Origin of the sequence: Radiobacillus kanasensis (assembly GCF_021049245.1) — a bacterium.
In the GTDB taxonomy this organism is placed as follows: domain Bacteria; phylum Bacillota; class Bacilli; order Bacillales; family Amphibacillaceae; genus Radiobacillus; species Radiobacillus kanasensis.
Map to the genome: position 1 here is coordinate 3,903,445 of NZ_CP088020.1, position 18,236 is coordinate 3,921,680.

21 protein-coding genes are annotated in these 18,236 nt (G+C 36.7%); 6 read left to right on the top strand and 15 right to left on the bottom strand.

The features are described 5' to 3' along the window. Nucleotides 1-288: 288 nt before the first annotated feature. From KO561_RS19735 to rlmH, 11 genes are all read right to left on the bottom strand, one after another. Nucleotides 289-1,221 (bottom strand): thymidylate synthase, encoded by a 933-nt coding sequence (locus KO561_RS19735; RefSeq protein ID WP_231095011.1) that lies wholly within the window; start codon nucleotides 1,219-1,221, stop codon nucleotides 289-291. A gap of 25 nt (nucleotides 1,222-1,246) precedes the next feature. Continuing rightward, nucleotides 1,247-1,927, bottom strand: coding sequence for a 4'-phosphopantetheinyl transferase family protein (locus KO561_RS19740; protein ID WP_231097296.1), 681 nt, complete (start codon nucleotides 1,925-1,927; stop codon nucleotides 1,247-1,249). Next, nucleotides 1,920-2,681 carry a thymidylate synthase family protein gene (locus KO561_RS19745; RefSeq protein WP_231095012.1) on the bottom strand — a complete coding sequence of 254 codons (762 nt, stop codon included), beginning with the start codon at nucleotides 2,679-2,681 and terminating at the stop codon, nucleotides 1,920-1,922. The genes KO561_RS19740 and KO561_RS19745 overlap by 8 nt, the downstream gene beginning before the upstream one ends. A 2-nt stretch (nucleotides 2,682-2,683) precedes the next feature. Beyond that, nucleotides 2,684-3,355: a C1 family peptidase gene (locus tag KO561_RS19750; RefSeq protein ID WP_231095013.1), complete on the bottom strand. Its 672-nt coding sequence runs from the start codon at nucleotides 3,353-3,355 to the stop codon at nucleotides 2,684-2,686. An 18-nt stretch (nucleotides 3,356-3,373) separates the two neighbouring features. After that, nucleotides 3,374-4,342, bottom strand: coding sequence for an ImmA/IrrE family metallo-endopeptidase (locus KO561_RS19755; protein WP_231095014.1), 969 nt, complete (start codon nucleotides 4,340-4,342; stop codon nucleotides 3,374-3,376). Between the two features lie 10 nt (nucleotides 4,343-4,352). Next, nucleotides 4,353-4,658: a helix-turn-helix domain-containing protein gene (locus tag KO561_RS19760; RefSeq protein WP_231095015.1), complete on the bottom strand. Its 306-nt coding sequence runs from the start codon at nucleotides 4,656-4,658 to the stop codon at nucleotides 4,353-4,355. Continuing rightward, nucleotides 4,645-4,908 (bottom strand): acyl carrier protein, encoded by a 264-nt coding sequence (locus KO561_RS19765; protein ID WP_231095016.1) that lies wholly within the window; start codon nucleotides 4,906-4,908, stop codon nucleotides 4,645-4,647. The genes KO561_RS19760 and KO561_RS19765 overlap by 14 nt, the downstream gene beginning before the upstream one ends. Before the next feature lie 19 nt (nucleotides 4,909-4,927). Next, entirely contained in the window at nucleotides 4,928-5,554 is a 627-nt protein-coding gene (gene tmk / locus KO561_RS19770; protein ID WP_231095017.1) for a dTMP kinase, read from the bottom strand. 972 nt (nucleotides 5,555-6,526) lie between these two features. Further along, a complete protein-coding gene (locus tag KO561_RS19775) occupies nucleotides 6,527-7,054 on the bottom strand; it encodes a DUF1643 domain-containing protein (protein ID WP_231095018.1) in 528 nt (175 codons plus the stop codon). Nucleotides 7,055-7,753: 699 nt separating this feature from the next. After that, entirely contained in the window at nucleotides 7,754-7,870 is a 117-nt protein-coding gene (locus tag KO561_RS20630; protein ID WP_408004883.1) for an Eco29kI family restriction endonuclease, read from the bottom strand. Between the two features lie 314 nt (nucleotides 7,871-8,184). Further along, complete coding sequence (gene rlmH / locus KO561_RS19780; protein ID WP_231095019.1) at nucleotides 8,185-8,664, bottom strand: 23S rRNA (pseudouridine(1915)-N(3))-methyltransferase RlmH; 480 nt, start codon at nucleotides 8,662-8,664, stop codon at nucleotides 8,185-8,187. A 112-nt stretch (nucleotides 8,665-8,776) separates the two neighbouring features. Between rlmH and KO561_RS19785 the strand changes: the two genes are divergently transcribed. The 5 genes from KO561_RS19785 to mgrA all read left to right on the top strand — a co-directional run bounded on the left by KO561_RS19785 (nucleotide 8,777) and on the right by mgrA (nucleotide 12,141). After that, the gene (locus tag KO561_RS19785; protein WP_231095020.1) at nucleotides 8,777-9,136 is read left to right on the top strand and encodes a Lin0512 family protein; all 360 of its coding nucleotides are present in this window, start codon (nucleotides 8,777-8,779) and stop codon (nucleotides 9,134-9,136) included. A gap of 97 nt (nucleotides 9,137-9,233) precedes the next feature. After that, the gene (locus KO561_RS19790; protein WP_231095021.1) at nucleotides 9,234-9,950 is read left to right on the top strand and encodes a hypothetical protein; all 717 of its coding nucleotides are present in this window, start codon (nucleotides 9,234-9,236) and stop codon (nucleotides 9,948-9,950) included. Then, nucleotides 9,940-10,659: a hypothetical protein gene (locus KO561_RS19795; protein ID WP_231095022.1), complete on the top strand. Its 720-nt coding sequence runs from the start codon at nucleotides 9,940-9,942 to the stop codon at nucleotides 10,657-10,659. The genes KO561_RS19790 and KO561_RS19795 overlap by 11 nt, the downstream gene beginning before the upstream one ends. Nucleotides 10,660-10,708: 49 nt before the next feature. Continuing rightward, complete coding sequence (locus tag KO561_RS19800; protein WP_231095023.1) at nucleotides 10,709-11,071, top strand: DoxX family protein; 363 nt, start codon at nucleotides 10,709-10,711, stop codon at nucleotides 11,069-11,071. 77 nt (nucleotides 11,072-11,148) lie between these two features. Further along, nucleotides 11,149-12,141 carry an L-glyceraldehyde 3-phosphate reductase gene (mgrA, locus tag KO561_RS19805; RefSeq protein WP_231095024.1) on the top strand — a complete coding sequence of 331 codons (993 nt, stop codon included), beginning with the start codon at nucleotides 11,149-11,151 and terminating at the stop codon, nucleotides 12,139-12,141. A 42-nt stretch (nucleotides 12,142-12,183) separates the two neighbouring features. On the opposite strand, the gene KO561_RS19810 is transcribed toward mgrA, so the two are convergent. Next, entirely contained in the window at nucleotides 12,184-13,947 is a 1,764-nt protein-coding gene (locus KO561_RS19810) for a methyl-accepting chemotaxis protein (RefSeq protein WP_231095025.1), read from the bottom strand. An 83-nt stretch (nucleotides 13,948-14,030) separates the two neighbouring features. Further along, on the bottom strand, nucleotides 14,031-14,861 hold the full coding sequence (locus KO561_RS19815; RefSeq protein ID WP_231095026.1) for a halocarboxylic acid dehydrogenase DehI family protein: 831 nt from the start codon (nucleotides 14,859-14,861) through the stop codon (nucleotides 14,031-14,033). Between the two features lie 167 nt (nucleotides 14,862-15,028). Between KO561_RS19815 and KO561_RS19820 the strand changes: the two genes are divergently transcribed. Further along, complete coding sequence (locus tag KO561_RS19820; protein WP_231097298.1) at nucleotides 15,029-15,928, top strand: superoxide dismutase; 900 nt, start codon at nucleotides 15,029-15,031, stop codon at nucleotides 15,926-15,928. 422 nt (nucleotides 15,929-16,350) lie between these two features. Here the strand turns inward: KO561_RS19820 and manA are convergent, their stop codons facing one another. Continuing rightward, nucleotides 16,351-17,307, bottom strand: a complete 957-nt coding sequence (manA, locus tag KO561_RS19825) for a mannose-6-phosphate isomerase, class I (RefSeq protein WP_231095027.1) — start codon at nucleotides 17,305-17,307, stop codon at nucleotides 16,351-16,353. Nucleotides 17,308-17,318: 11 nt separating this feature from the next. Next, nucleotides 17,319-18,227, bottom strand: coding sequence for an ROK family protein (locus KO561_RS19830; protein WP_231095028.1), 909 nt, complete (start codon nucleotides 18,225-18,227; stop codon nucleotides 17,319-17,321). Nucleotides 18,228-18,236: the final 9 nt, after the last annotated feature.

The following is an 18,236-nucleotide window of genomic DNA, read 5'->3' on the forward strand; positions in this document are numbered from 1 at the left end:
GTGTTGGTGCTTTTTTCCTCACCATTTCCTTCTTTTACTTCACCCCTATTTGTGATACCGTTCACCGTAATGTGGTTAAACGAGGTTATCTATCATCTTCTGCAACAAGTTCCACTAAGCGACGATTTAAGTTAGTAAGGATATTTTGCTTAGAATAGTGATACAACTGATTTATCATTTCTTAAGCACTTACAAATTTAGAACCCCATCTAACGATTGTGCAGTTAACTGAAATAGCCCTTGACATATTCTATACTCATAATTTATCTCTAAAAATTACAAAGGAGTCTAAAATCTTTCTTTGAACCAAAGAAATGCACTATACCCAATAAGATTTTTGGGCAAGTATTCTATAGCAGTATTCGAATCAATATCACCAATTTTATATTGATTATAGAGCTTAAATAATTTCTGATAAGGTTCACATACTTGATTATATAAACGATTAATCATTTTATCATGTTCTACATTTATAAAAGTTGAAATATCAAAACTCTCCTTTTCTAAATATAATTCATTAATTACTTGAGGGTTGTTTTTCTCAACTATTATTTTAACTTTTTCAAAGTGCTTCGAATATAAATGTAGTGAATCAGTAAAATGCCTTTGATGACCAACTTTACAATTAATTTGTTCTGCAATATAGCTTTGTAATAAATAGAAAACTAATACATTATAAGGTACACCTAAATACACATCATTTGATCTATTAATAACAGTCATATCTAATTGACTATCTCGTATTTTTAACATTATCGATACGTTACAAGGAATATCTTTTGAATCATAACCTAAATCCCTACTACTCCACATTGTTAAAACTACTCTTCTTGTAGATTTATCTTTCTTTAAGACTGATATAGCTTTTCGAATTTGGTCTTGACCGTTAAGAGTCCTTAATCGATAGCCATAAGCCCCGTAAAGTGTTTGTCCATCATCAGAAAATTGATTATAATTCTTAATAAAGTAATTTAAAGGTTCTAACTCATTTGAACCACTGATTAACCAAGAATACTCCGTTAAAGCAAAGAAAGGATTAAATCCTCTACCATCTAACAAAGGCATTCTAAAGATATCCTTATTGGTAATCTCAAAGTAGGCAGGTCCTAAATCTCGGACATCTCCATTCCTAGAATTAGTAATAGATATGGTGCTGTTTAATGATTCTTTTAATAGGTTGTAATAAACTTCACTAAAATTATTACCTAGTACAGTGAGCAAAGGTATCTCCCCAATATAAAGACTTTTATAATTTTACAGCTACACTTAATACAAAATCAGAATACTTATCCCAATAGCCTATCCCTTCGTTATTCATAAAGGAAAACTTAAACTGTTTTTCTTCAAATAAAATAGTGTGTATCCTTATATCAAATACTGATTCTACATTGTAACCATAAGAAGATAAACACTTATAACAAGCTTCTTTAGAACTCCAAGCAATAGTTAACAATGTATGTATATCTTCATATGAAGTTTCCCTTAGCCACAATTCCTTTTCACGTTCACACAAAAAAAAGTTGGGGAATTTATGGTGCCTAATTTTAATTTTTTCTATGTCGCAGCCTATAGAATTAAATTTCGAGCTAGAACAAGAAAACCCTATACCTCTACAATGTGCGATAGAAAATCTTATATTATTATCATAATTAAATAGATAAGGTGAACCATTTCTCCTATTTTTAATATTTAATAATTTTATATCTTCATTGTCTAAACCTAGGCACCTTATAATTGAATATTTTGCAGTAATTCTACCAGCCACCCAATTACAACCGTTTCTTAAGAACCTCTTATTACTTTCCCATAAGTCTAGCTCGTCTTTATGCAAACAATTTAAGTCTTCAGTAGTATATCCCTTAATAAATGCGTGTACTTTTTTATTTAGGAGCTTAGAGCTACTTTTATTTATTAGAACATCAAGCATCAAAATTAAGCTCCACCTGTTTCTGATTAGTACATATGTCAATCATTTCGGTAAAATTCGCCTTCGGACTTATAGAGCCTAAGTCAGCGTGAGTTGCGATACATGTTAGTTTTCCAACCTTATAACCAGCCTCTTTAGCAATAAATTCTAATAATCTACCCAATCCAAGGTAATTACCATAAGCTTTTTGAACAAAGTATTGGTTTCTGTAGATAGCAGTTAAATCTACAAACTCTTTTCTAACTTTTACACTTATAAAACTCATACAAGGAAAACCCATCTGGTTATTAAGGTCTAGAATTGGATCATATATAGACATTTCGTACATAACCCTTATACCTCTACCATTTTCTTTTTCTCTATTTAGTTTGAAGATAGTATTTTCAACTTGATTAAAACATTTATCTGTTCCATAACCCCATTGAACTAATCTTCCAAAGTAAGTTCCTTTATTATTTTCTGGAACTTTCCTTAACGTTGGATATACTTTAATAAACCTTTCATATAAGTTATCTCTATTTTCGCTTTTAGACCAAATTCCATAGGGGAAAATTGTATTTGAAACAGTTTCAATACTTTGATCCCCCATACCCAATAGGACACTATTAAACTGCCTTCTCGTCTCTAAGTCATCTTTTGTAGGATCTTCAATCTCAACTATTAGATTATAATCTTCTCTACCATTCTGTAGTAAATGATTAATTGATTTTTTCCATGCATCAGTGATATTATCACCCTTAATAACTTTATTCATAGTTATGCCCCCTTAGGAATAGTCCAGGTTCCAACACTATATTTTGCAAAATATTCATAGGAAACATATGCGTAACCATTATCTCCCCAATCTGTACTCCAACTATTTCTAATAATAAAACATTTTTTTCCGTCATTTCGTTCTCCATAACCTACAATAACAATTGCATGATAACCTTCAACAGATTCAATGGAAGGGACATCTATAAAATCATTACCAGGAGATAACCAAAATGTTGGTTGTACTACAACACCAGCGATTACAGACCGTTCTTCACTAAGTTGGGTTTCTATGTCACTTATAATCTGGCTAACTGTACTATATGATGTTATTTTTCTGGTTTCAGCTTCAGTAAATATTCCTTTTGGAATATCTTTTAGTAATAACGGAAATTTCAAAGTTTCTCTGTAGGGTAATAAATCATTTGTTGTATGACCATAAAGACAAATTGATTTTAATGCTGTAATTATACTAACTCCTTTATCATCGTAAGTTCCTTGGAGTGACTTTGCACAGCTAAATAGGAACTCTTCTGACAATCGCTCATCTAAGTTTCTGTGATGCTCGTGACTAGAAGTAACTGCAAATGCAGTACATGTTCCTCTTCGACCTTGATCTCTTACTTCTGGTAAACTATACCTTAAATCGACTGTAAATTTGTATTTTTGACTCATAATCTGAAATAAACCCCTTTAAGCAACCAAATTATTTATGTGAATGCCATGTCTCTTCTTCTGAACTGAAATATTTAAATTGAACATATTTATCGAATCAGATAAAGGTCGCCAAGGTCGATTATTATATAAATTCAATTTTATATCCTGAATTTCCTCAATTTTCAATATAATATTTCTAATACCGGATCCACCAAACAAACTACTATCTTCATGAAACGAATTCCAAAAAGTAGTTACACCCTCGATATCCGGAGAGATTATCCACTTATATCCAGTCGTTGGATTCTCCTCCAACAATATTCTTACTTCGTCACCAACATTTGGATAAATTGTACTGTTTTTCTCTTCCTCCGATAAAATCCAAATATTATTCCAACTTGAAGAAAGTTTATCAATTCCATACTCTTTTTTAATTTCTATTGGTTCTACGTCTAATTCAGCATATTTTTTCGTTGTTTTAATAATGTTTAAAGTAAATAGTCTATTTAATGTAGCCTGGTAACTAGTCCCCATTCGTAAAGAAAGGTCATAAACAGTTCTAGGATTAATTAATTCACTATCCCTTATACCTATGTTTTTATGGATACTCATTACTAGTCTTCTAGGCATTAGTAAACAAGAAGCAAATTCTTCTGCGATTCTCTCTTTATCTTCTCTTTTATAACTTTCATAAAATAGCTCTTCTGAGGTATCAAAACTTGCTGAATCTCCCCTTATAAAATGACAAAATTCATGTGCTGCTGTATACCTTTGTCGAGTTAATGGTAGGTTCTCATTTATCAAAATTCCTGCCCGTCTCTCTTCTGTCTCAGGTATATATGCACCAGCTAAATTCTCTAGTCTCTGAAAATTTAAAACTACATTATAATTATCAATTATCTTGAATATGTCTACTGGTTCTGTCAGAGATACTTTGCATTTTGCTAAAACTCTCGAAGCCTCTGCGAAGGCTGTTTTAATTATTTCTGTTCTAGATAAACTCATTGTTACACCCCTATTTCATGTTTGAAAGTATGTATGAAAACCTCATAACATGTTCACGATCATTATCTGATAAATCAGAAGTTGCTCGGGCCATAACTTCAACATCAGATTTAAAACTATAATCGCTATCTAAAAAATAATAAATGGAGTGCTTATATAACTTTGATAACTTCTCTAAATCCTCTGTTTTTGGTTTCAACTGACCATTTTCGATTTTTGTCAAGTATTCTAAGGGAAGATTTATGATTTCTGCAACAGATTCTAAAGTTAACCCAACGTAATCACGTGCATTAGTTAATCTTTTATTTATATTCATTTTTCCCCTCCAAGATCTCATCTATTAGTGTACAAAAGTCTCTGAAAGAAGATTTAACACGTTTATGCACTTCTTTTACTGGTATATTAATGCTCATATCTTCTTCTAACATACCGATTATTTCCAAAAAAAAGATTGACTCTACATCTGTATCACCAAAATCATGAATTTCATTAATAATTCTTTCCGCACTATCACCACAAATATCTTCAAGATAGTTTGCGATTTTCTCAACTAATTCTTCTTGCATTTGTATCATCCTTTATTTTCTACTTAATTTGAGAGTCAATTATCTGTATGATATCTTTATGTAATGATTGAACATCCTTTGTGCCATCAACAATCTTGACCCTATTTGGGTCTTTCTCAGCAGTGTATAAAAAGCCGTCACGAACTCTACTTTGAAAATCTACTTTTTCCAAATCGAATTTGTCCATGGTTTTATTATCCCTTAATGCAATTCTTTTCTCAGCAATTTCTGGCTCTATATCTATCAAAATAGTTATATCTGGTTTTTTGTTATCAGTCGCAAGATTTGTTAAAGTACTAATCATATTGATATCAAGACCTCTTCCAAATCCTTGGTAGGCTATAGAACCATCTATACCTCTGTCACTAATGGTAATTATTCCTTCTTTAATATTAGGCTCTACAATCTTCTTAAATGTCTCATGTCTATCAGCTTCAAATAAAAATAACTCAGATAAACTTTCTGGTTTAACATCTAAATTAATTACGAGGATATTTCTTAGTAAACCACCTATTACAGTTCCACCTGGTTCTTTTGTTAATACTACATTCATTGACTGTTTTTTAAAGTATTCATACAAAAAATCCGCTTGAGTCGACTTTCCAGATCCACCAATTCCCTCAAAAGTAATCCATAGTCCCATCATTGTCATCTCTCCATTTATAATGATAAATTAATTATACAGTTTTAAAGTATATATAAATACCTAAAGACTATAAAAAATGTCTATTTTTTACAAGACTTGAAAGTAGTTCTTTTGGATTATAATATTATTATAAATAAAACTAGGAGAAATTTGAATATTACCATCACTTAGATCCAGCCTTGCCATCTTTTTGAGCCACTCAAATAGGTTATTTTAAAAATGGTATTTACACCTAACCTTAAGGAATGTGCCTATCTTGGCCTCTTGACAAGGAGCCTCCATGGTAATAATTTTACGAAATAAATGGCAGCTGAAAGCTTACCTGGCAAGGTAGCCTATCATTACCACCTCTCCTTGTAAAAACCGTTTTCCGAATCTTTATAGTAGGTCCATAGTAATGGTACTCTCCATGGCAAAGGTGGTTCGAAATGATGCCCTAATTGGATCAATTTCATGGCACAGGTGGTTCATTTCAATGGCAATATTCAAAATTGTATATTGCCATGAAATAGGGACACTTAGGACATAAAGAGGCGCACTATATATTCGCATTTATAGTATAAAATAGAAGAGATTATTACTAGTGAAAAGTCGTGCACTTTATTTGGAGAGACGAGCATGATAGCCTATATGGCTAAGCCAGCCCTTTATATATTGGCTTCCATTGGCTGTTTATCGTGCTCGTAGAGGCTCCAAGTAAAGTGACAATATGGCAAGTGTTGGAGTATTTGTTCATTTCTAAACAAATAGAAATTGATACTGAACAAAAAGAGATACTTGATCGATTACATAAAAAAAGGTAGATTTATCAGATGAAGTTTTTGTTATCGATGTAGATAACTATATTGGGAGCAGTACAAAAAATGAAATTAATTATGCGATTTCAAATAAGGACTAAAGTTAATTATTTTTCTGATACTAATAATCCCTACTATGAAATTATAAGAAAAAGCTAAGCCGAAGGTAATATTCCTATGACAGCTTAGTTTTGTTCAAAAAGGGTTCTGGGATTTTATCAGCTTTCACATAAAGAGGGTGCCTTGGATATCCATCTCGTGTTAACTCCAATGTATATATAGGAGTACTAATATCTTTTAACAATTCTAAAACTTCTTTATCTCTATCTAATAAACTCCCTTTAGTCCCCCAAGCAAGTACTACTTTATCAGATCTTTTCAAAGCTTCTCTAATATATTCATTATTTTTTTCACCTATAGGATCATACGCTGAAATTAATAACTTAGGATCTGTAGACCTATAGGCGAAAAGATTTACTACTTCAAGTGATCCATAACCCCATCCCATAGCAAATTTTATACATCTGCGAAGTGTAGGGTCATCTTCTTGGTCATCTGCTGTACTAGGGTTTAACATAACAAAAGTAATCCTTGGAAGGTTATCATTCCATATTCTCCACAAAGAGTACCTATATTCTTTCTTTTCATCAATTATAGCACCACTAAAATTCTTATTTAATTCATCATGGAATGTTAATTGCATCTTTATCACCTATTATAATTATAAAAAATTAAATATATTTCATAGTCTTATTTTTATTTTACTAATGGATAAGTAACTTAACAAGTAAATAAGGGAATTAATTTGAATATTTCGCCCAACAATCATTGGCAATATAGAATTATTATAATAGGTACAGTAAATTTGGAATTACGCCCTAAAAATACATGACTATATGAGAAACAATGATTGGTGCTGTTTGCTGATTTCATAACTTCTCTTGGATGAACAATACTCACATTTAAGCTTCCAATGTGACAATATTTATTGAAACAGGTTGGTTCTTTGTATCAAGTGAAGCCACAACAAAAATTCTCACGGTCTTTGTCTGCTATAAACAACCTCATTAATTGATAGCAATCTTCTGGTGACCTTACTGACCTTTCTTTGTAAAGTAAACTAGATTCCTTTACTAATTTAATTGAAACAAGATTGATTCGTTTAGTTGATGATCTTTTTCAAATCAGACATACTCCATTTAAAATTTTCAGAAAACAAAAAAGTCCTAATTTCAATATTGATACTAGGACTTTAGCTTACTCCATTAGATAATTATCCTTGATACAACTACACACCTTTATTTTTATAATGAGAGTTTATTGAATTAATTAAGTCAGATACTTCATACTTTTCCCAGTTCAATCAGAAACCAACCTTCTTCCTGGGTATAAACAGTCCCATTTAGAGAGCTTTTGAATTATAGCGTCCAATACCTGGGTCATGATTCCCAAACCCTTTAATTAAATTATTCCACAAAGGAATGTGCTTTCTAATGAGGTAGGATTCTATTCCCAGAATAAAATGAGCACTGGTTTCATTATCTACAGAGAAATATTTTTATTTAAAATCCTCTGCATTTAGATATTCAACAGCCCTAATTGACATTTTGTGCTACAACAATCTAGATTTCAATGACACCTTCGCTAAAGTCACACCCCATAGCCGTCCCTAAAGCAATAGCTTTACCTACGTATATAGGTTCTTCCACTGACTTTTTATAAATAGTTGAGTCACCAACACAGATTCAAACTATGTCTTTCTCTTCTAAATTTAATCATAAAAAAGAAATGTCTTCAAAAGTATATAAATGGAAGGAAAAATCAAAACCTCAGTTACTTATGATACGGTTCCCCCCGATTAATCCGAAACGCCCGATAAACCTGCTCCACCAACACCAACCGCATCAGTTGGTGCGGAAACGTCATCTTAGAAAACGACAAAGCAAAGTCACTACGATCCGTCACTTCCTTGCTCAACCCCAGTGATCCACCAATCACTAATGCAATTTTACTCTTCCCATGTGTTGCAAGGTTGTCCATCTTTCGAGCTAATCCTTCAGAGGTCAACATTTCCCCCATTATTTCCAGGGAAATAATGTAGGTATCTGTCGAGATTTTGGAGAGGATTCGTTCTCCTTCTTTTCGCTTTACTTCTTCCGCTTCGGCATCACTCATGTTTTCTGGCGCCTTTTCATCCGGCACTTCAATAATATCGATATTGGCATAAGCTCCTAGTCGCTTTACATACTCTTGGATGCCTTGCTTTAAATATTTCTCTTTCAGTTTTCCTACGGCTACAATACTTATCTTCATCTATCTTCCCTCGCATCACATTCTATTTCCTCTAGTTTACCAAACACTTTGGAACTTCCCTAATACAAGTGTATAATGCAAGTGAGCTCATACATAGAAGGAGTGAAACGATATGAAAGAACTAGTGTTTATCGAAACTGGTATGGGAACTGATGTGCATGGCCAGAACGTAACAAAGGCTGCGGTTCGTGCGGTGCATAATGCCATCCACTTCAACTCCATGCCTGGAATAAAAAAGATCTTGCCAGATCAGGACCTTAACAACATGCACGTGAATGTGAAGCTTGCGATTCCAACTGATAAGGAGTCCTTGGACGAAGAAGCCATTCGCAAGGAAATCCCTTATGGTACAGTGACCATTCAAGTACAGGATGGTGGCATGGCAACTTCTAGTGGAATTCTGTTAGAGGACAAAGAGGATAAGAACGATTTAATGTATATAGTGATTGCTTCGGTTGAAGTTGGTTATTAAGAAGTAAAGCGTGTGATCTTGGGTCACATGCTTATTTTTTATCCAATTCTTTTCCACTCTCTGTTAGAATGGATACTGGAAAAGAAAGGATGTCGTTATGGATTTTTGGTTTGATTTAGAGTTTTCTATTCCACATATCATTCTGTACTTACTTGAGTTTGCACTTATCGCATTTCTTTTTATGAGGATCTACAAAAAAAGAGAGTTTCCCACTAAACTTTGGGTTGCTATTCTTGCAACCATTATTGGTTTGATTGCCCTCTCGATTGACATTCCTGTTCGGGATGAAATCATCCACCTTTCCATTCTACCCTTAGGAGCTTGGGCTCTATATTTTCTATGGAAAAGGAGCAATAAATGGGAAACATATCGTAAATTTGCCTGGCTTGGCTTCCTAACTAGCTATATTTCTATTATGACGATACTCGGTGCGGAGATTTTTCATGATCTCATATATCCAAAAGATGATGTCTCTATATATCTGGCAAACATTGAAGAAGCGAGTGTTATCCGATTAATAGAGGATGTCCCTTTCGTTTCACTTAACGCTAGCAATCTTGAAAAGCAGCTATTCTCTTTTGAAGAAAAAGATGTTCAAAGTAGTAATTGGTATCACGAAACGGACAATGGAAAGCCAAAGCGTTTTCCCTATCAATTAATTGGTACAAACCCCCGATTTGGTAGCTACCTAGATTCTGTCATCTATATAGAAAAGGATGGCAAGGGTTTACTCATTCAGACCGAAGATCATCAATATTACTTTCGATCTGAACAGTCATTCCTAGAGGAAGGCGGGGATGAGAATGAAGCGTAAAAAAATAATCATCTCGATTATTAGTCTACTAATCTTATTGTTTGCTTTAGGTTACTTGTTTAGACCACCAAGTGATTTCCCCTCTGAAAAAGAACTACTCAATCAGATACCAGAGGCGAAGACGATTCAAGATATTCTATTTTTGGATGATAAACATGTATATGTTCCGTTTATAATGAATGATAACAGCTACGGAATGAGTATGTGGGTATGGAAGAATGGCTGGAGATTAGTAGCCGATGGAGATATTGGTGCACCGTATATCTGGCAAATATACCCTGATAACCCTGACTCTTATCGACTTCTTTACAATATCCACCCAGAGGACCAGGTAAGCTCCATAAACTTCTACTTACTTCGAAGAAGATATTATTCCGTCTCTTTTAACGATGTGCATACTTATACACCAGGCATCCAGAAACATTTTACGATGGAACTCTCAAAGAAAAGCTACGGCATGATTAAAATCCCTACTGACTGGAAGGAAATGATCATCGACTATATGAAAGTATCGAAAGAAGATGAACAACCTATTCTACCAAGTCTGGGAGGGCCATACATAGAATTTGCCTGGAATACGACCAACCAACATGGAGAGGAGATTCAACCCCACAAAACCTATGTAGGCGGATTCTCCATAACAGGAAGCTACATCATAAACTCACTGCGCTACATGAATCAAGAAGAAATAAACTTATACAACGAATAGTTCTAGCCAGTCCATCTCCCTCATAACTTGTACTAAGGGGGGATGTGACGTGAAAAGAACAATCACAAGTTCTAATCTTATTCATTATTTGGTCGCTTACGTGTTTATTGCTTCTGGGGTCTTTAAATTGATTAGTGAGGATCTTGGAGGAGTGTTTGTTAGTCTAGGTCTACCTTATCCATTAAATACGATGTTTTTCTTAGCCATTGTGGAGATTATTTGTGGGATTTGTATTCTGCTTAATCGTTATGTGAAGATTGCTGTTATCGCACTAATGGTCATAATCATTGCTGCTCTCATACTAACGAAAATTCCTGTTCTACATGCTGGGTTCTTCCACTTCTTGTTTGAAGCAAGACTCGATATTGTAATGCTTGGTCTCCTGTTTGTCTTATTCCGACAATATAAATAGGATTTAATTAAAGGGTTTTCATTGCTCATGTAGAATACGTACATGGGCATTTATTTTGGAAAAAGGGAGGCCATCACATGGTATATGTACCAGATGAAAATCGCTACAACTCTATGTCTTATAATCGTGTAGGACATTCTGGACTAAAGCTTCCCGCCATCTCCCTAGGGCTTTGGAATAACTTTGGTGGCGAGGATGTTTTTGAAAACCAACGCAGTATGCTACGTAAAGCTTTTGATTTAGGGATAACACATTTTGATTTAGCCAATAACTATGGCCCACCACCTGGATCTGCCGAAGAGAATTTTGGCCGTATCCTAGAAAAAGATTTTCGTTCGTATCGCGACGAGCTTGTCATCTCTACAAAAGCTGGCTTCACGATGTGGCCTGGACCATATGGAGACTGGGGCTCGAAAAAGTATTTAGTATCTAGCTTAGATCAAAGCTTACAACGAATGGGCTTAGACTATGTGGATATTTTCTATCACCACCGTCCAGATCCAGAGACACCGCTTGAAGAAACAATGGCTGCCCTTGATTTAATCGTTCGCCAAGGAAAAGCCCTCTATGTTGGAATTTCGAACTATGGAGTCGAAGATACCACGAAAGCTATTGAGATTTTGAAAAAACAAGGTACGCCTTTTATCATTCACCAAGCTGCTTACTCGATGTTAAATCGTTGGGTTGAAGATGGCTTAACGGACTTGTTAGCAAGAGAAGGCGCTGGTTGTATTGCATTTGTTCCACTAGCACAGGGTCTGTTAACCAATAAGTACTTAAATGGAATTCCTAACGATTCCCGCGCCGCCAAGGCTTATATTAACTCACTAAGCGAAAAAGACGTTTCTCCAGATGTTTTGGATAAAGTACAAAAGCTTAATGAACTAGCGAAAGAGCGTGGACAATCGTTAGCGCAAATGGCGTTAATGTGGGTGCTTCAAGAACAATCGGTTGTTTCTGCTTTAATTGGAGCTAGTAAAGTGAGTCAGATTGAAGAGAATGTAAAAGCGTTAGATCACGCTGGATTCAGTGAAGAAGAACTGGACAAAATCGAAGAGATATTAAAATAATTAAAACTCGAGCAATAGCTATTGCTCGAGTTTTTCCATTTTCTATTCAATACGAAATTCCCGAACCGAATAAATGAGCTTTTCACTCATACCCTTCATCTGTTGGGACGCTTCCGACACCTGCTCCATCGCTGCATGAGCTTCCTGGGATACTCCTGCTACATGCTCGGCGTGGTTGGCGTTCTCTTCGGTTACTGTTTCTACCTCTTGAATCGTTTCGCTGATTTGATTCGTTTGCTCTCCTACATCCTTCATATGCTGGCTCACTTGCTGCGATTGAGCCAATACCTCTTTTGTGGAATCTACAATTTGATAAAAGCTCGTATTGGCATGTTCAATCATCTTTCTACCTGTATCCGTTGAATCACTCGTCGTATTCATAACCTTCATCGTTTCTTTCGTACTCACTTGAATATCTTGGCTAATTCTTTGAATGTCACTTGTAGCTTCGGAGGACCTTGTCGCTAATTCACGGACCTCCTCCGCTACAACCGCAAATCCTTTCCCCGCTTCCCCAGCTCTTGCCGCTTCTATCGATGCATTCAGAGCTAATAGCTTCGTTTGATCCGAGATTTCTTTAATCATGCCGGTCATGCGGTTAATATCCATTGTTTTTTCCGATAGCCAACCCATTTTCTTTAAAACTTGTTTCATTTGATCATCGATCAGATTCATTTGCTCTAGCACTTCCTGCATTTCCTTTTGACCAGAAACTGCATAATGATTCGCGTCATTCGATTGCCTCGTTACCATTTCCATACTTCCCACTACTTGCTCGACATACGAGGAGATTTGCTGAATACCTGCTGTTACTTGTTCCATCGTCTGCTGTTGGTGTCTGGAAGACGTCGATACTTGATCTGCTGCTGCCGCTACTTCACTACTACCGAACTTCGTTTGCTCGGATTGGACGGACAGATTCTCGGATGTTTCCAATACGTTGTTGGCATGAAAATGGACTTGTTTGACGACTTCACGTACGTTTTCTGTCATCTGATTAAAGCTCGTATTTAAGGTGCCAATCTCGTCCTTGGCTTTGTACTGTAATGGTTCAATGGTTAAGTCGCCACTGGCTATGTTTTTAATTTTCTTTGCAAGTTGGCCTAACGGCTTTGTGATCATTCGAGAGGTTATGTACACGAGAATGGCCGTTAATACTACTGCTACTACACTAATGATTACAATCCACCATTGTCCAGATTCGGCTGTTCCTACAGATTCATTAGCCGCGCTTACCATGTCTTCATTACTAGCTTCTATTATGTTTAAAATGGATTTGTTTGCACTTTCAAAGTTTGGTGTTCCGATAAACGCCCTTTCTTTAGCGGCTGCAAAGTCCCCCGCATTGGCAAGCTCAACAATTTCTGTAATAGCGGTGTTATACTCACTCCACTTTGATGTGTAATTGCTATAGTTTTTTTCTAATTGTTCCTCGTTCGTTCTTTGAATAATCGTTTCCAACTCAGCAGCTGATTGAGTGATGCTTTCCTGAGCGGATTGAATATCTGTTTCTAGTTTTTTAAGAGTTACGGACATTGTGGTGTTCGTCATCTCATTAATATCTTTACTGATTTGGAGCATATCATTGTTGATGGATGTTGCATGAATAAGGGATGGAAGGTTTTCTTGTTTCATTGCTTGAGATTGGATCAAAGTATCATTCATTTTGACATATAAAACGCCCGCCATGACGACGAGGAGGAGCAAGATGATACTAAAACTCATGACTAAACGTTGTCTAATCGTAAGTCGGTTTACTTTAATGAGCGAGGTTATTTTGTTCCATAATGTAGCCGTCTTTTTCATGAGAACTCATCCTTTTGACCTATAAGATAGGTTAAGCATAATGAATTCACTCTCAATAAAAAAGAGATTCTACGATAACTTTACTAAGAATTAACAAAAGTACGATGCATAAACTCACAATCTATGATTAAACCCGGTAGAAAACGATGAAACAGAGAAACTAATCCCATGATTCCTGCTATATCCTTAGGACTGTACACACGTGCTAGTTGGTCACGATTGATGACTACAGGATACGGCATATCACGGTGTACAGCACGAACTGCCTTCTTCGATAATTGACTCTCTAATAAGGTGTAATTGGAACTTTTAACAAAGGGTTTTAAATAACTCCAAATCCGCTTTAAGAAATCCGGATAATGGGCGAGAGCACGAAAATCACTGGCAACGTCCATAGCCTGGTGTGCCTCGGCAATTTCAAATAATAGCTTTTTCATAGTAGGGTCTGCTTCGACTGGATGCAATAAGTCGATTCTTGGGAAGGCTGGATCAATTCCTGGCTCTAGAAAACCTAGTACTTCTCCCTTTCCTTTTACCGGACGATTACTTAATGCCTCCGTCCATGCTGAAGTGATGAGTAATAGTTTGGGATTTACATAACGAAAGATATCTAGAGTTCCTTGTAGCTGGTTCAAAACGTGTGGAGGGTATTGAGTTTGCCATGGAAGTAATGGAATGATGTTCGAGATGCCAGGATATTGTAGGTGGGAAGCTGTTTTGTCCATATTAAGGGTTAACATATTAGGCCGGACTTGCTCCCAGGCTATTTCTAAAAAGGTGGGATAGTGAGCCAATGCCCGAAAGACAAAGTTTACGACTGGAACTTGCAACACTTCTTTTATATCCTCATACAACTCTTTCGTCCTTCCAGTAGCTTCGGACTCGAGTACTTCTGGAATGATGTGTGTACGCATGATGAAGCCCTCCCTTCTCTTTTTGATACCTACATGTATATGGTGAAATCGTCCTATTCATGACTGTATTTTTCTATAAAAAATAGGCGATTAATTGTAGTTCCTATTCCACTCCACTTACATATCTTGATACTAACGACCGAAGGAGGGGAATTTTTTTGAACAGAATGGATTCAGCATATCGTACATCCCTATTGGATTGGTGTAACGATATTGAGAAAACGTGGACATCGGTTCGAAATCAGCTAGATCATGTGGATGATGCAGTGTTAACGGAATGGGAAGAAGACTTTTATGCCTTTAAACAGGAGGTGGAAGAAGATAACCGCTTCCTCCAGGATAAAGAGCTACAACGAAATGCCTCGCAAATCTATCAATCCTTAAATAGCTTCATTACAGGGAGTTCTCAACCTACTAAACATGATGATCATATGGGTTCCGCTGTACCAATTGGTGGACATACCTTGCCACCACTCCCTTATGCTTACGATGCACTAGAACCCGTCATTTCCGAGGAAATTATGAGACTGCATCATGATGTCCATCATCAAGGCTATGTCGATGGATTGAATAAAGCAGAGAAAAAGATGCAGGAAGCACGGAAAACGGGGAACTTTGATTTGATTAAGCATTGGGAAAGAGAGACCGCCTTTAACGGATCTGGTCATTATTTACACACAATCTTTTGGGACATTATGAGTCCAAATGGTGGAGGAAAGCCATCAGGTAGCCTTCATGCCGAAATCAAGCGTTCCTTTGGAAGCTTTGACGCGTTTAAAAAGCATTTTTCAGAGGCAGCCAAAAAGGTAGAAGCAGTCGGCTGGGCAATCCTAGTCTGGGCACCACGTGCTCATCGCCTAGAAATCTTAACAGCAGAAAAACACCAAAACCTCACCCAATGGGATACGATTCCTTTGCTTGTTTTAGACGTATGGGAACACGCCTATTACCTGCAATACAAAACGAAACGCGGAGACTACGTAGATAATTGGTGGAAGGTCGTGAACTGGCCAGCTGTGGAAAAGCGGTTTGAAGAAGCTAGAAAATTGAAGTGGCAACCGTTTTAAGTAAAGGGTAATATCAAGGATTACTGTTACTTTTAAAAATAGATAAGACTGCGACAACTATTCTAAAGACGAACGGTAACTGGTAACTTATAGGGTAAGTTATCAGAGTGTAAATTTAAAGTCGCGATTCGGCGGAATGCTTCGCTTTCGACGGGCATGGCCCTGCCTCGGAAGAAGACCACTTTCTTGAAAAGGGAAAGCACTGCGTGCAAGGTAGTGTCGCTGAGATTTTTATTGGCGGGGTCTGGCGTCTTTTTGGCAAGTTTTTCTTTTTATTAGCGACTCAGCTGGATTTATTGGCGATTCTCTCTTTTTATTGGCGCTGAGATTTTTATTCTCGTCCGTCTTATCATAGTTACTCACTATAACCATTCAAAAAGAGACTCAAGTAATATCACTTAAGTCTCTTTCTTTTATCTAGTTTATGGATGAGAAACCAGACACTCCAACTGCCCCGAAAAATGATACTCCTTCACACCATTCGGTACAATAAAATGATCTCCCTTTTGCACCTCATGCACATTTCCATCAACAGTCAACCAACCTTGTCCATCCACAACACTGACTTGTAAAAAGTCGTGCTCCATATCCATTTCCGCTTCCCCGTCTAAATCCCAATGATAAACCGTAAAATATTGTTCTTTAACTACTCGTTTCGAGGTCAATCCACCATAGTAGCTGACCTCTTGGTCCACCTCTACCGGTTGATGTGGAACCGTCGATACCGCAATAGCCGAATCTAGATGAAGCTCCCTTGTATTTCCTTGATCATCCGTTCGGTCATAGTCATACACACGGTACGTAATATCCGAGCTTTGTTGGGTTTCTAAAATAACGATGCCTTTGCCGATAGCATGTATTGTACCACTTGGAACATAGACAAAGTCCCCCGCTTGGACAGGTACTTTTCTTAATAGCTTATCCCACTCTCCAGCATCAACCATTTGTTGAAACTCTTCCTTCGTGGAGGCATGATGACCAAAAATAATCTCTGCCCCTTCCTCCGCTTGAAGCACATACCAGCATTCTGTTTTTCCGTATGGCTGATTTTCGACCTCTCTAGCATATTCATCATTTGGATGAACCTGTACGGAGAGATCATCCGCTGCATCCAAAATTTTAATAAGCAGTGGGTACTCGCCAGAATGACCTTTTGCTTTTCCGAAAAGCTCGCCATGATTCTCCCAAGCCTCTATTAAGCTCTTTCCTTTTAACTCACCATTTACAATTTCACTAGGTCCGTTTGGATGGGCCGAAATCACCCAAGCTTCCCCTGTATGCTTATAAGGAATGTCATAGCCAAATTCAGTATTCAGCTTTTGACCTCCCCAAATTCTTTCTTGAAAGACAGGCTTTAAAAAAATAGGTTCTTTATACATGATGTTCCTCCTTATTCATTAAAGCAAAGGGCTGCTGCCCCTATGACTCCAGCGTTTTGGTCTAGCTGTGCTTGTACAATTTCTGTTTTTCGTCCGTCTGGGTTTAACGCATATTGACGAACATAATCTTTTACAGCATTAAACAGCGGGGCTCCTACTTTAGATACACCACCGCCGATTACAATTTTTTCAGGGTCCAACGTGTTAATCACAGACACACATGCTACCCCAATAATGCGGAAAACATCTTCTATATATGGCTTTATTTTATTATCACCATTATGGTAACGTTCAAATACTTGTTGTGTCGCGAGCTCCTCGCCTGCTAGCTCAGATCCTCTTCTAGCAATGCCTGTACCGGATGCGATATACTCCAAACAGCCATATTGACCACAAGGACATTGTCCATAGGATGGATCAATAACCGTATGTCCGATATCTCCTGCATTCCCTCGAGAACCACCTAAAAGCTTTCCTTCTGCAAAAAAACCTGCTCCAATTCCAGTACTAATCGTGATATAAGCAAAATCTTCATTTTCTTTTGCCGCACCTAACCATTTTTCTGCCATCGCAGCTGCGTTTGCATCATTTTCTAAGGTGACAGGTAGATTAAAATAGCTTTTTACTTGTTCCACAATCGGGACATTTCGCCAGTTTTCCAAATTCGGTGGATACGTAATAATGCCATTCTTACTATCTAAAGGTCCTGGAGAACCAATCCCGATTCCTTTGACGACTTTCTTTTCAATTCCCGATTTATTCATAAGCTCTTCTGCTGTCTTATTAATCCGCTCAATCATTACCGGAGGATCAACCGTTTTATCCGTAGGAATTACTTCTTCTATTAACACCTTTCCTGTTTCATCCACAACGGCGATGGCAACCTTTGTTCCACCGATATCTACACCTATTGCATACATAGTTCCACC

Excerpts from the sequence above, each read along its gene's own strand:
- KO561_RS19755 (WP_231095014.1), bottom strand. The coding sequence starts at position 4,342 with ATGAGTTTATCTAGAACAGAAATAATTAAAACAGCCTTCGCAGAGGCT.
- KO561_RS19750 (WP_231095013.1), bottom strand. The coding sequence starts at position 3,355 with ATGAGTCAAAAATACAAATTTACAGTCGATTTAAGGTATAGTTTACCA.
- KO561_RS19775 (WP_231095018.1), bottom strand. The coding sequence starts at position 7,054 with ATGCAATTAACATTCCATGATGAATTAAATAAGAATTTTAGTGGTGCT.
- KO561_RS19760 (WP_231095015.1), bottom strand. The coding sequence starts at position 4,658 with ATGAATATAAATAAAAGATTAACTAATGCACGTGATTACGTTGGGTTA.
- KO561_RS19785 (WP_231095020.1), top strand. The coding sequence starts at position 8,777 with ATGAAAGAACTAGTGTTTATCGAAACTGGTATGGGAACTGATGTGCAT.
- manA (WP_231095027.1), bottom strand. The coding sequence starts at position 17,307 with ATGTATAAAGAACCTATTTTTTTAAAGCCTGTCTTTCAAGAAAGAATT.
- KO561_RS19815 (WP_231095026.1), bottom strand. The coding sequence starts at position 14,861 with ATGCGTACACACATCATTCCAGAAGTACTCGAGTCCGAAGCTACTGGA.
- mgrA (WP_231095024.1), top strand. The coding sequence starts at position 11,149 with ATGGTATATGTACCAGATGAAAATCGCTACAACTCTATGTCTTATAAT.
- KO561_RS19830 (WP_231095028.1), bottom strand. The coding sequence starts at position 18,227 with ATGTATGCAATAGGTGTAGATATCGGTGGAACAAAGGTTGCCATCGCC.
- KO561_RS19765 (WP_231095016.1), bottom strand. The coding sequence starts at position 4,908 with ATGCAAGAAGAATTAGTTGAGAAAATCGCAAACTATCTTGAAGATATT.
- KO561_RS19740 (WP_231097296.1), bottom strand. The coding sequence starts at position 1,927 with ATGCTTGATGTTCTAATAAATAAAAGTAGCTCTAAGCTCCTAAATAAA.
- rlmH (WP_231095019.1), bottom strand. The coding sequence starts at position 8,664 with ATGAAGATAAGTATTGTAGCCGTAGGAAAACTGAAAGAGAAATATTTA.
- KO561_RS19820 (WP_231097298.1), top strand. The coding sequence starts at position 15,029 with ATGGATTCAGCATATCGTACATCCCTATTGGATTGGTGTAACGATATT.
- KO561_RS19810 (WP_231095025.1), bottom strand. The coding sequence starts at position 13,947 with ATGAAAAAGACGGCTACATTATGGAACAAAATAACCTCGCTCATTAAA.
- KO561_RS19745 (WP_231095012.1), bottom strand. The coding sequence starts at position 2,681 with ATGAATAAAGTTATTAAGGGTGATAATATCACTGATGCATGGAAAAAA.
- KO561_RS19790 (WP_231095021.1), top strand. The coding sequence starts at position 9,234 with ATGGATTTTTGGTTTGATTTAGAGTTTTCTATTCCACATATCATTCTG.
- KO561_RS19795 (WP_231095022.1), top strand. The coding sequence starts at position 9,940 with ATGAAGCGTAAAAAAATAATCATCTCGATTATTAGTCTACTAATCTTA.
- tmk (WP_231095017.1), bottom strand. The coding sequence starts at position 5,554 with ATGATGGGACTATGGATTACTTTTGAGGGAATTGGTGGATCTGGAAAG.